Origin of the sequence: Candidatus Caldatribacterium saccharofermentans (assembly GCF_050267035.1) — a bacterium.
In the GTDB taxonomy this organism is placed as follows: domain Bacteria; phylum Atribacterota; class Atribacteria; order Atribacterales; family Caldatribacteriaceae; genus Caldatribacterium; species Caldatribacterium saccharofermentans.
Window position 1 is genome coordinate 1901185 of record NZ_CP187957.1, and the last position, 11582, is coordinate 1912766.

Below are 11582 nucleotides of genomic sequence, written 5' to 3' on the forward strand. Positions count from 1 at the left end.
GGTGGGACTGTGGAGAAACTCCTTTTGAGTCACACTGGATACGAGGTAAAAGAGGCCCGGATTCTCAGGACTTCTCGCCTCACCGAGAAGGATAAGCTCTTTGAGCTTTCCCTAGTCGATGGAGAGATTCTCGATTTTGAGCCAGGGCAGTTTGTGGAAGTTTCGCTCCTTGGCGTGGGCGAGGCTCCGATATCCATTTGCTCTTCGCCCACAAGGCGCCAGAGCTTTGAACTCTGTGTCCGAGCGGTGGGCCGGTTGACCACTGCCTTGCATCGTCTTGAGGCAGGGGATATAGTGGGTATCCGGGGCCCTTTTGGGGTTGGATTCCCTATCACCAGGCTCATCGGGCACGACCTTTTGCTCATTGCTGGAGGTATAGGTCTTGCTCCCCTTCGTTCCCTCATCAACTACGTTATGGACAACCGGCGCGATTTTGGCAGAGTTCATGTGCTTTTTGGCTGCAAAGACCCTCAGAATCTCCTCTTCCGGGACGAGATTGAACTGTGGCAGCGGCGGATGGACGTGGGTTTCCAGTGTACGGTGGACCGTGCAGACCCCGACTGGAAAGGTAACGTGGGCATGGTGACGGCCCTTATCCCCGGAGTGGATATCAATCCCGAGGAAACCTTTGCGGTTATGGTGGGTCCGCCGGTGATGTACCGTTTTGTGATCGCCGAACTCCTCAAGAAGGGTATTCCCGAGGATCAGATTGTTCTTTCTCTTGAGCGCCATATGAAGTGTGGCCTTGGGAAGTGCGGGCACTGTCAGATTCACGATATCTACTGCTGCCAGGATGGCCCGGTCTTCTTTTACGAGAAAATCAAGGATCTCAAAGGGGCGATATGATGAAGGCGCCGAAGATTGCTTTTTTCGATTTCACCTGCTGCGAAGGATGTCAGCTCCAGGTGACCAATCTCGGGGAGGAACTCCTCGAGCTCCTCAAGTTTCTTGATCTTGTGGAATTTCGGGAAACCATGAGCGAGCGGTGGGACGGGATCTACGATATTGCCGTCATTGAAGGGAGCATCACAACTCCTCACGATGTTGAACGAATCAAACGGATTCGCCAGCGCTCCAGAACGCTCATTGCCTATGGGTCCTGTGCCACAATCGGCGGGGTCAACGGCATGAAGAACGCCTTCGACCTTGAAGAGATTCTCCAGTATGTCTACGGGGAGGGGGCAAGGTTTTTCACCACCCTTCCCACCCACCCAGTGCATGAAGTCGTTCCTGTGGAGTACTTCGTCCACGGATGCCCTGTGTACCAGCCTGAGTTCCTCGAAGTCCTTAAGTGTGCTCTCCTTGGGATTCCCTATCATGTGCCGGATGTGGCTGTATGTGTAGAGTGCAAGTTCAACGAGAACGTCTGTTTCTACGAGCGAGGTCTCACCTGTCTTGGTCCCATCACCCGGGCGGGGTGCAACTCCTGGTGCATCAACAATGGCAACATCTGCTACGGCTGCCGGGGGATGGTTTCCAATCCCAATGAACGGGGATTCCTCGAGGTGCTTGAACGCTACGGTGTCCGTGTGGAGTTTCTGGTCCGGCGGATGGACATGTACAACGCCTGTCGAATCCTGAAGGGAGCGGAGAAAAGGCATGGGGAAGAGCATACGCGTTGATGTTGAATATCTCACCCGGGTTGAGGGGCATGGGAACATCGTGGTGGATGTTCGGGACGGAACGCTCAGGGAATGTCGTCTGGAGATTATCGAATCGCCGAGATTCTTTGAGGGAATGCTCCGGGGACGGTCTATTTTTGAGGCTCAGCACATCACCTCTCGAATCTGCGGTATCTGTGCCTGTGCCCATTCCCTGGCCTCCATTCAGGCAGCGGAAGAGGCCATCGGTTTTGTACCCAGTGAACAAACGGTGAAGCTGCGGAAATTCCTTCTTGATATTGAAATTCTCGATAGCCACATTCTCCACATCTACTTCCTCGTTGCTCCAGACCTTTTTGGCGTGAAGAGTTTCGTCCCCCTTGTGGAGACCCACAATACAGTGGTCCGAAGAGCGCTGCGCCTTAAAAAAACCTGTAACGATGTCTGCGATATCCTTGTGGGCCGACATGTCCACCCCATAAGCTGTACGGTGGGGGGATTCACGAAGCTTCCTCGTCCTGGGGACCTCGAGAAAATGCGGAACCTCCTCCTTGGGATGATTCCCGACCTTGAGGCTACGGTCGACCTCGTTCGAGGATTTCGCTTTCCTGAATTTGAGCGGGAAACGGAGTACGTGGCCCTGGTGTCCGATGACGACGAGTACCCGCTCCTTATGGGGGATATAGGTTCAACCGATGGGGTTCGCCTTCCCAAGAGAGACTACAGAAAAATCACCAACGAGTTCGTGGTTCCCCACTCGACGGCAAAGCATACCCGCCTGAGTCGCGATTCCTACATGGTTGGAGCCCTGGCCCGTCTGAACCTGAACTACTCCAAACTCCATCCCAGAGCGAAGGAAATAGCGGACCTTTTTGGCATGAATCGGAAGGTCACGAACCCCTATCTGAACACCGTCGCCCAGCTTGTGGAGTGCTTCCACTGTCTCTACCACGCGGTGGATGTTGTGGAGGAGTTTCTCGAAACGGGCCTCAACTATGACGAAGAGATTGTGGTAGGGCTGAATGAGAAACAGCGCATCCCCGTTCGGGCAGGAAGCGGTGTTGGGGCGGTGGAAGCACCCCGGGGGACGCTCTACCACCACTACGAGGTTGATGACCACGGTCGCATTGTGCATGCTAACTGCGTCATCCCCACCGGACAGAACCTCCGGAACATCGAGTACGATATGCGGAAGCTTGTTCCGGAAATCCTTGACCGAAGCGAAGAAGAAATCCAGCTTGCCCTTGAGATGCTTGTGCGGGCGTATGACCCCTGTATTTCCTGTTCTACCCATTTCCTCAATGTTACCTTTGTTGGACGAGAAAATCCGGAGGGCTCTTGAGCCTGCCTTGAATGGAAAAACGGTTGTCGTTACCGTTGGGAACCCTCTCCGGAGGGACGATGGGGTAGGGGTATATATCGGGGAGAAGCTTGCCCCGATTCTCCCTCCCTGTTTTCGTCTGATTCAGGCAGGTTTTTCCCCGGAGCGGTTCATCGACGATATTCTGAGCGAACGACCGGCAAAGGTTATCTTCATCGACGCTGCCTCCTTTGGCGGTATTCCGGGGGAAATCCGGGTGCTGACGGAGGAGGAGGTCGTTTCGGTCACGCTCAGCACCCATACGTTTCCCCTCCCGGTGATTGCAAGGATTGTGGCCGATGAAACAGGATGTGAGGTTGTCTTTGTGGGGATTCAGCCTGAGGACGTTTCCTTTGGGGAAGGATTGAGTGAGGCGGTGGAACGTGCTGCCTCTGCCATTGTGGAATACCTTGGAGGGTTGCGTGATGCATGAACTCCGACTGGTCCGCGAGGTTTTCGAGGATCTCCTCCGTCGGGGAGAGGCGGAGGGCCTGCAAAGGATTACCCGAGTGTACCTTCGGATGGGGGACTTCACCGAGATCGACCCGGAGGTCCTCAGGTATTTCTTTACCGAGGAATCCCGGGGGACCATCCTTGAGGGGGCTGAGCTCGTTATAGAACACAGTCCGTTGAGGGAGCTGCGTCTCCTCTCCTTTGAGGGGGAATAGTCGCTTTGTGCTACGCCATTCCAGGACAGGTTGTCGCCCTTTGTGGGCGGATCGCCACGGTGGAGTACTTCGGTGAGCGAAGGAAGGCGTACAATGAGTTTCCCTCCCTCAGAGTGGGGGATTTTGTCTACGCCCAGGGAGGATTTGTGATCAAGGTTGTTCCGCCTGAAGAGGCACAGGAAATCCTTGCTACCTGGAAAGAAACCTTTTTCGAGCTCCAGGAAGTGGACCTCCGTCTTGCACGGCTTGAGGTGGAAAGGGAAGGAGTAGAACGGCGAATTCTCCGTATGCTCGATAAGGCCCTTGAGGAGCGTTCGCTTTCAAAGGAAGAACTCCTCGCCCTCCTTGGGCTTCAGTCCCCAAAAGAGCAGGAGTTGCTCTACAAAGTGGCCAATTTCCTCCGGAGGAAGTACCACGGCAACGCCACGTGCGTTCACGGAATTCTCGAAATCTCGAACTTCTGCTCTCGCAACTGCGCCTACTGCGGTCTTTCGACCCACAACGGTGCTCTTTTGCGGTATCGCATGAGCGATGAGGAGGTTCTTGAGGCAGTACGCGAGGCTGTGGAGGTCTACGGGTTCCAGGCACTTGTGCTCCAGAGCGGGGAAGATCCGGGGCGTTCGGTTAGAGAACTTGCAGAACTTGTGCGAGAAATTAAGAAGCGTCATGCCGTCCTTATATTCGTGAGTTTTGGAGAAGTGGGTCTTGAAGGGCTTGAGGCGCTCTACGAAGCCGGGGCGAGGGGGATTTTGCTCCGCTTTGAGACGAGTAACGCAGAGCTTTATGAGAAGCTGCACCCAGGGTACAGACTTTCACACCGCCTCACCCACCTTGAGAGGGCCTTGGAGCTCGGGTACCTCGTGGCTACGGGGGGACTCATCGGTCTTCCAGGGCAGAAGCTCTCCGACATCCTTGAGGATATTCTCCTCACAAGGGCACTTTCGGCAGAAATGTACAGCTTTGGACCGTTCCTGCCTCATCCGGCAACTCCCCTGGCGTTTTCTGCTCCTCCTTCCCCATCTCTTGTGCTCAACACCCTGGCGGTGGCCCGGCTTGTGGACCCTAAAAACGCCAAAATCCTCATCACCACGGCCTTTGAGACTCTGGATCCTCAGGCTCGCAGGATGGGCCTTCTTTCTGGGGCAAGCTCGCTGATGCTGAACGTCACACCTCTCAAGTTCCGGCCATACTACACCCTGTATCCTGGAAGGGCTCACGAAGGGGAAACCATACGGGAACAGGTTGAACAGACGCTTCACCTTCTCCGGTCTCTTGGGCGAGCACCTATGGACCTTGGGGTTTAGGATCCTGGTGCTCTTCTTCGAGGATATCGATGAAGGCTTCAACAATCCGGGGGTCAAACTGTGTGCCACTACAGCGCCGGAGTTCCTCAATGGCTTCTTTCTTGGTCCTTGCTTTCCGGTAGGGGCGGCCGGTCACCATCACGTCGTACGCATCACAGATGGCGATGATACGCGAGAGAAGGGGAATGTCCTCTCCTCGAAGTCCCCGGGGGTATCCGGTGCCATCAAAGCGTTCGTGGTGGAAGAGGATGTAGTTAGCAATGGAAGAAAGCTCCCAGATGGACTGGGTGATACGGAAGCCCACCTCCGGATGCTTTTTGACGATGGCCCATTCCTCCTCATCCAGTGGACCAGGTTTTTCCAGAATATTCTGGGGAATGGCAATTTTCCCGATATCGTGGAATTCGGCAAGGAGACTCAGCTCATCGAGTTCTCTCTGGGAAAGACCGAGGGCCTTTCCAAGGCGAAGGGCCAGTTCCCGAATGCGCTGGGAGTGTTCCTCGGTTTCCTGGGTTACCGCCCGGAGTGATGCCCGAAAGGCCTGGAGAACCTGGTTGTGGAAGCTCAGGCTTTCGGTGAGCTTGCGCTGGTACATCCAGTTCTCGGCAATACGCAGGACCTCATCAAGGGGCTGGTTCGGGTCGGTTTTAGTGCCGTAACCCAGGGAGATACTCAGCGGGATGGATGCCACTGCAGTCCTTTTGAACTCTTCCTGGATGCTTTCCCCAAGCGCCTGAACTTCAGTACTTGAGGTACGGGGAAGGAGCACCACGAATTCGTCTCCTCCCAGACGAGCCACCACACCCCGGCCACTACAGACCTCCTTGAGAATGCGTGCTGCCTGGCGCAGGAACTCATCCCCCATGGCATGGCCGAAGGTATCGTTCACGAGCTTCAAACCGTTCAGGTCCCCCATGATGACGCTTAAGGGGAGGTTCTCGGGAGTATCGAGGCGGTTCATTTCCTGCTCAAAGAACGTCCGGTTATAAAGACCCGTAAGGGTATCGTGGAAGGTGAGGTAACGAATACGGTCTTCGGCGAGTTTTCGTTCCGTGAGGTCCAGAAGGAGCACAAGGAGCGCCTCTTCCTCGCGGTACCGTATGGGTGTGAAACGGGCCAGAACCCACCTGGTTTGCCCACCCTTTGTCGTCAGGGTGAATTCCGCTTCAAAGGGAAGCATCTCTGTCTTTTTGTGCCACCGTGAAAGCAAGGTGGCACCCTCGGGGGAGATCCGCAACCAGAGTTCATCATTGAGCTCCATGGCCCGATATCCAGTGAGGGCCTCGAAGAAGGGGTTGACGTAAACCCACTCGGTGTGCGTGCGGATGAGGGTGGCCACAGGGAGGGACTCGGCAAGAGTCCGGAACTGTTCTTCGCTTTCCTGCAGAGCTTGCTGGGCCTCTTCGCGGATGGCCTCAAGGTCGATGCTGTAGAGGGCGAAAGAGAGATCCTGGGAGAGCTCGAGGAAAAGCATTTCCTCTTCCTCATCGTTCAGAAAGGGCAGGGGAAGAGCTGCGACAATTCCCCCGTAGAGGTGTTCCCCCCACCTGAGGGGGGCGACGAAAAGCCCCTCACCTGGACGGGGAAGGGAAGAAGCGGCAGCATCGGTGGGGGTAATCTTTTCAACCCTGTCCCGTGGATATCCAGGGTTTTTCAGGGCTTGCTCTAAGACAGTGCCGAATGCAGTGAGGTGTTCCTCAGAAAACCCCAAAGCGGTGACGGAGGGTTTCTCGGTGCCGAAAAGCACCACACCCGCTCCAGTATACCCACACCCTTCGACGAGTTCCCGGCATATTCCTTGGACGAGGCGTTCCCGGTTCTTCTCCCGGACGATGAGCTGGTTCACGTTCCGGACAGCTTTCAACACCCGGTTCAGGTGGAAGAGGCGGGCCTCCCGACGCTTTTCTTCCGTGATGTCAAGGCATACTGCAAGGCCAGCGAACCGACCTCGGTAGCGGATGGTGGAGCCACGGACCAGGATCCATCGTTCTTCTCCGTCTTTGCGGAGGATTTTGATCTCATACTGGGCCTCCCCTTCCTCTCCGCGCTGTCTTCTGGCGACGTTTGCCCGTACCCGCTCCACAAAGTCAGGATGAACGAGGGCTTCAACAGGAAGCGTCAGGAGCTCCTCCTGGGAGTACCCCGTGATTCTTTCGGTTTCCTCGTTGCACCAGACGTAACGGCCATCCTGGTAGATGATGATGGCTGCCGGAGCAAGGCGGGTGAGGGTCCGGAACTTGCGTTCGCTTTCCCGCAGGGCGTCTTCAGCCTGAATTCTCTCGGTGACATCCTTCACGTACTCGATAACTCCAAGAATGGTGCCATCTCTGTCCCGGTAAGGGTAAGCGGTGAGCTCAAGCCACCCTTTGATCTCTCCTTCTTTCGTGTAGGGGACGACGTGGGTCACCCTTTTCCCGCTCTCCATGGCGGGAATGGTGGGGCAGAAAAAGCAGGGGGAGGTGCGGCCATGGTATGCCTCGTAGCACTTTTTCCCCACAAGGGGCATCGCGTGTTCATAAAGCCGCTCTATAAAGGAGTTCACCCGGAGGATGGTGAAGTTCCGGTCAAGGACGGAGAGACCGTCCTGGATGCTTTCAAAGATGTCATTCAGGAACTGTCGTTCCCGTTCCAGAGCTTCCTCTTTCAACTTGATTTCGGTAATATCCCTGGAAATCCCCACAATACCGGTGATTTCCCCCTTTTCGTTCCGGAGAGGAATTTTAGTGGTGAGGACCCAGCTTGTCCGGCCATCGGGCCAGGTTTCAAGTTCCACCTTTCCCACGATGGGTTCGCCAGTTTCCATGACACGCTGCTCATCGGCATAGGCTTCCTGGGCGTGGGGTGGGGAGAAAAAGTCGAAATCGGTTTTGCCCAGAAGGTCCTCTACTCGCTCAAGGCCAAAGTATCTCGCCAGGGATTTGCTCCCTCCGATGAAGCGACTTTGCCGGTCCTTGAAGTAGAGGTGGTCCGGGATGTACTCCATGAGGAACTCGAGGAGGCGTTCCTGCATTTGTGCCCTCTGAGCAAGAATGCGTTCCTCGAAAAAGAGGAACATAACCCCAAAAAAGAGCATGGCGATTCCCCCAAGAAGGAGCAGGAGGAAGAGGGATGGGAAGGTTTCCATAAGCCTTGCATGGAGGAACACGGCAACGCCAAGGAGGAGGAACCCAAAAGCCAGCGCCCCGTATCCCCGTCCTTTCCTCCCAAGAAAGACCCTGAGCATCTCAACCACGGTTCTCACCCTGGGGGATTTTCCCCGGTTGCAGGGGGCACTGGGTGCACGCTTCAGAGTGGGCGAAGGCGCTCACCCGGTAGTCTATCACGAATCGCGTGTTGAGCCAGCGAAGGAAGAGGAACGATCCTCCCAGACTTCCAAAAAGCCCAAAAAGCGCAAGGACCTGCCGGGCAAAAAGCGCCAGAAAAAGCAGGTACACACCCAGGGCAAGGAGAATGGGGAAAAGGTACAGGAAGAAGGCAACGGCAAGTGCCACAGTATCCCGCACTTCGACGAAAACCGTATCCCCCGGGCGGGCGTGGACATCGTTTCGGGCCCGTACCGTGTAGAAGTCGCTTCCAGAGTCATCGATGAGGGAGGAACTTAAGGGGCATCTTTCCCCTCCACATCCCGACCGTTTTTCCACGTGAACCAGAGCGTATTCACCTTCGGTGCGTAGAACCTTCCCCACCTGTCTCATGAGTCTCCCCTTCCATTTATATCAAAACACTTCTTCAGGGACAACCTGCTCTCTGAGGAGGGCTTTCAGAAGCTTTGCAATATCCGTGTTGCTTGAGGCGTTCTGGAAAACCCGGGAACCCTCTCCCCAGGCGTAAAGCGGCACAGGGCAAGCAGTGTGTCCCGCAGTGGACCAGAAAAGGCCTTCTCGCTCAGCAAGGAGCCGAACCAGCCTCATCCAGAGGGCATTGCCGTTTCCATGGACGAGGAACTCCAAAGAAGCTCTGGCAAGTTCCTCTTCAAGACCCTGCAGGGTTTCCTCACCCCAGGTGGAGACAAAAAGCGCAAAGAGGGCCTCTTCTTTCTTGGGAGTGGTTCTGAGTCTTGCCAGGAATCGCTCGTATGAGAAGGCCTGTGGAGGAATCCTGGGGAGGGGGTTTTCCCTGAATGTGAGGCCACCGGTATCATGGTCGGCGGTCACAAGAATCAGGGTTTCGTCTTGGTGTGCTTTCCCGAAGGAAAGGGCAACGCGGACGGCAGCTTCGAAATCCTCAACCTCAGCAAGGGATGAAACAACGTCGTTTACGTGGTTGCACCAGTCGATGCGTCCACCCTCCACCACAAGGAAAAATCCGGAAGAATCCTGCAGGAGCTCTATGGCCTTCCGGACGGAAGAGGCAAGGCTCGGTGCAGGGTCCCTCCGGTCAATGGCGAAGGTGAAAGGGAGAAGGGCAATGACCGGAAGGGAGGCGGGTCCAAGCGAAGAGAAAGCAGCGGGGTCCTGGATGACCTTGTACCCCTTCTTTCGGGCTAAAGCAAGAATCCTTTCCCGTGCTGCGTCACCTGAGCTTGTGATGCCGCTCCCCACAAAAAGGTCAAAGCCGGACTCCACGAGTTGCCGGGCAATGTCGTCGTAGGACTTTCGGGATGGAACGTGGGCGTAGAAGGCTGCGGGAGTAGCGTCGTTTACGGCGACATTGGTGACGATGCCAACCCGGAATCCCAGGTTTTTCGCCACTTTGGCAACACTCTCAAGGGGACGGCCCTGACCGTCCACGCCCAGCATGCCCTGGGGAACCTTCACTCCGCAGGCGATGCTTGTGGCTGCGGAGGCCGAGTCTGGGATGCCGCCCTGTGCGGTCCGGTTGTCCAGAAAGACCCGAATGGGGAAATCCGCAAAGGCAAGGATACGTCCTTTGGCTGCGGCCAGAGCCATATACAGGTCGATTTCTTCCTGGCCCAGTCCGTCGGCGATGAAGAGGAAGACGTACCGTGGTAACGCGTCCCCTAAAGAAGGCGGAAAAAGGGCCAGGAAGAACAAGAACAGGAGAATGTACCGCCCCATCAAAGCCGTGAGGCCACCTTTTCTCCCCGATCCAGACGGGCGATGGCTTCGTGCTCTTCTTGGGTGAGGGAGAAATCAAAGATGTCGAGGTTTTCCCGCTGGTGTTTTGCATCTTTCGCCTTGGGAATGGCCACCACCATATCCTGCTCGATGAGCCAGCGGAGGACGACCTGAGAGACGGTCTTTCCGTACTTTCTGGCGATGTCCTGGAGAAGAGGATCCCCGAAGAGCCGGCCCCTGGCAAGGGGGGAATATGCGGTGAGAATGATACGGTGTTTCTGGCAGTATTCAAGGAGGGGTTTCTGGGAGAGGTAGGGATGGTACTCCACCTGGTCAGTGAGGATGGGGAGGGTGGTGAGCATCCGGGCTTTCTCAAGAAAGGCAACATCGAAGTTGCTCACTCCGATGAAACGAACCTTCCCCTCTTCGTGCAGCTTCTCCATGGCTCTGAGGCTCTCCTCAAGAGGGACGGCCTCGCTGGGCCAGTGGATGAGGTAGAGGTCAACGTAGTCGGTGCTGAGCTTTCGCAAGCTCTCCTCGCAGGAGTGGACGAGGTCCTGGAAACGCAGGTGGGTGTACCAGACTTTGGTGGTGAGGAAAACGTCCCCCCGGGGAACTCCCGAATCCCGGATGGCCCGCCCAACCTCTCTTTCGTTATCGTAGAATTCGGCGGTGTCGATGTGCCGGTATCCCAAAGAGAGAGCACTCAGGACCGCCCGATATCCTTCATCGCCCCGCAGGTCCCAGGTACCAAGGCCAATAACCGGGACTTTTGCCCCATGGAGTTCGATGTACCGCATGGTTTCACCTCCAGAGCCGCTTCTGCCTTCCATTGTACCTCATTTTTCCCGGTGCAGAGCAGGCTCTGGAGTATTCTCGGAAGTATTCTCTGCCTCTTTTTGGGAGAGGGTTGGCTTTTCCTCCACAAGGGTGCAGGCGATGATGGCCCGGTATTGACTCCCGCTGAGGTGGTTTTCCCGGATTCGAATGGCCATGGTCTTCCTCCCTTCCATCCCTAATGTTCGGCAGAAGCAAAGAAAAGTTTAGAGGGTGGGAATAGAAAAAAGCAGGCCGTGGTTTTTGGCTAAAAAGCCCAAAGAAGGGAGGATGTCCAGGTGAGCAAGATTCCCCACAAGATGACCCAGGCCAATATGGAGAATGCCTATGCCGGGGAGTCCCAGGCCCACATGCGGTACCTCATTTTCGCCGAGGTGGCGGAAAAAGAAGGGAAGCCCAACATTGCTCGCCTCTTCCGGGCTATAGCCTATGCGGAGCAGGTCCACGCCACAAACCACTACCGGGCCCTGGGCAACGTCAACGACACGGTGGCAAACCTCGACATGGCCATTGCCGGAGAGACTTTTGAGGTGGAAGAGATGTACCCGGTGTACCATGAGGTGGCGAAATTCCAGGGGGAGAAGGAATCTGAGAAAAGCACGCGTTATGCCCTGGAAGCAGAGAAAATCCACGCCAGGATGTACCAGAGGGCCAAGGAAGCAGCGCTGCAGGGGAAGGATATGGAACTCGGTGTAGTGTCTATCTGTCCTGTCTGCGGCCATACGGTGGAAGGAGAGGTTCCAGAGTTCTGCCCTGTTTGTGGTGCACCTAAGGCGTCATTTAAGAGCTTCTGA

At 55.8% G+C, this 11582-nt stretch carries 12 protein-coding genes; 7 read left to right on the forward strand and 5 right to left on the reverse strand.

What is annotated here, in order from left to right; genetic code table 11:
* The first annotated feature begins 9 nt into the window (after nt 1-9).
* From ACPT9Q_RS09720 to ACPT9Q_RS09745, 6 genes are read left to right on the forward strand one after another with little or no spacing between them, the layout of a single operon-like run.
* A complete protein-coding gene (locus tag ACPT9Q_RS09720; protein ID WP_427365715.1) occupies nt 10-846 on the forward strand; it encodes an FAD/NAD(P)-binding protein in 837 nt (278 codons plus the stop codon).
* On the forward strand, nt 843-1622 hold the full coding sequence (locus ACPT9Q_RS09725) for a cytochrome B (protein ID WP_427365716.1): 780 nt from the start codon (nt 843-845) through the stop codon (nt 1620-1622). The genes ACPT9Q_RS09720 and ACPT9Q_RS09725 overlap by 4 nt, the downstream gene beginning before the upstream one ends.
* Complete coding sequence (locus tag ACPT9Q_RS09730; protein ID WP_017873497.1) at nt 1600-2943, forward strand: nickel-dependent hydrogenase large subunit; 1344 nt, start codon at nt 1600-1602, stop codon at nt 2941-2943. The genes ACPT9Q_RS09725 and ACPT9Q_RS09730 overlap by 23 nt, the downstream gene beginning before the upstream one ends.
* 7 nt (nt 2944-2950) lie before the next feature.
* Nucleotides 2951-3394 carry a hydrogenase 3 maturation endopeptidase HyCI gene (locus ACPT9Q_RS09735; protein WP_427365717.1) on the forward strand — a complete coding sequence of 148 codons (444 nt, stop codon included), beginning with the start codon at nt 2951-2953 and terminating at the stop codon, nt 3392-3394.
* The gene (locus ACPT9Q_RS09740) at nt 3387-3629 is read left to right on the forward strand and encodes a hydrogenase/urease maturation nickel metallochaperone HypA (RefSeq protein ID WP_017873495.1); all 243 of its coding nucleotides are present in this window, start codon (nt 3387-3389) and stop codon (nt 3627-3629) included. The genes ACPT9Q_RS09735 and ACPT9Q_RS09740 overlap by 8 nt, the downstream gene beginning before the upstream one ends.
* 5 nt (nt 3630-3634) lie before the next feature.
* The gene (locus ACPT9Q_RS09745; RefSeq protein WP_427365718.1) at nt 3635-4933 is read left to right on the forward strand and encodes a radical SAM protein; all 1299 of its coding nucleotides are present in this window, start codon (nt 3635-3637) and stop codon (nt 4931-4933) included.
* On the opposite strand, the gene ACPT9Q_RS09750 is transcribed toward ACPT9Q_RS09745, so the two are convergent.
* The 5 genes from ACPT9Q_RS09750 to ACPT9Q_RS09770 are packed head-to-tail and all read right to left on the reverse strand — an operon-like array spanning nt 4914 to nt 10946.
* On the reverse strand, nt 4914-8174 hold the full coding sequence (locus ACPT9Q_RS09750; protein WP_427365719.1) for a PAS domain S-box protein: 3261 nt from the start codon (nt 8172-8174) through the stop codon (nt 4914-4916). The genes ACPT9Q_RS09745 and ACPT9Q_RS09750 overlap by 20 nt on opposite strands.
* Nucleotides 8158-8628 (reverse strand): SoxR reducing system RseC family protein, encoded by a 471-nt coding sequence (locus tag ACPT9Q_RS09755; RefSeq protein WP_427365721.1) that lies wholly within the window; start codon nt 8626-8628, stop codon nt 8158-8160. Before ACPT9Q_RS09755 ends, ACPT9Q_RS09750 begins: the two co-directional genes overlap by 17 nt.
* A gap of 21 nt (nt 8629-8649) precedes the next feature.
* Entirely contained in the window at nt 8650-9951 is a 1302-nt protein-coding gene (locus ACPT9Q_RS09760; protein WP_427365722.1) for an alkaline phosphatase, read from the reverse strand.
* Nucleotides 9951-10751 (reverse strand): aldo/keto reductase, encoded by an 801-nt coding sequence (locus tag ACPT9Q_RS09765; RefSeq protein ID WP_427365723.1) that lies wholly within the window; start codon nt 10749-10751, stop codon nt 9951-9953. The genes ACPT9Q_RS09760 and ACPT9Q_RS09765 overlap by 1 nt, the downstream gene beginning before the upstream one ends.
* Before the next feature lie 39 nt (nt 10752-10790).
* Nucleotides 10791-10946 carry a hypothetical protein gene (locus ACPT9Q_RS09770; protein WP_017872325.1) on the reverse strand — a complete coding sequence of 52 codons (156 nt, stop codon included), beginning with the start codon at nt 10944-10946 and terminating at the stop codon, nt 10791-10793.
* Between the two features lie 141 nt (nt 10947-11087).
* Between ACPT9Q_RS09770 and ACPT9Q_RS09775 the strand changes: the two genes are divergently transcribed.
* Nucleotides 11088-11582 (forward strand): ferritin family protein, encoded by a 495-nt coding sequence (locus ACPT9Q_RS09775; RefSeq protein WP_026137188.1) that lies wholly within the window; start codon nt 11088-11090, stop codon nt 11580-11582.

Bases quoted from the DNA above. Each gene is read 5' to 3' on its own strand.
- ACPT9Q_RS09765 (WP_427365723.1), bottom strand. From the start codon at position 10,751: ATGCGGTACATCGAACTCCATGGGGCAAAAGTCCCGGTTATTGGCCTT.
- ACPT9Q_RS09775 (WP_026137188.1), top strand. From the start codon at position 11,088: ATGACCCAGGCCAATATGGAGAATGCCTATGCCGGGGAGTCCCAGGCC.
- ACPT9Q_RS09730 (WP_017873497.1), top strand. From the start codon at position 1,600: ATGGGGAAGAGCATACGCGTTGATGTTGAATATCTCACCCGGGTTGAG.
- ACPT9Q_RS09755 (WP_427365721.1), bottom strand. From the start codon at position 8,628: ATGAGACAGGTGGGGAAGGTTCTACGCACCGAAGGTGAATACGCTCTG.
- ACPT9Q_RS09770 (WP_017872325.1), bottom strand. From the start codon at position 10,946: ATGGCCATTCGAATCCGGGAAAACCACCTCAGCGGGAGTCAATACCGG.
- ACPT9Q_RS09760 (WP_427365722.1), bottom strand. From the start codon at position 9,951: ATGGGGCGGTACATTCTCCTGTTCTTGTTCTTCCTGGCCCTTTTTCCG.
- ACPT9Q_RS09725 (WP_427365716.1), top strand. From the start codon at position 843: ATGATGAAGGCGCCGAAGATTGCTTTTTTCGATTTCACCTGCTGCGAA.
- ACPT9Q_RS09740 (WP_017873495.1), top strand. From the start codon at position 3,387: ATGCATGAACTCCGACTGGTCCGCGAGGTTTTCGAGGATCTCCTCCGT.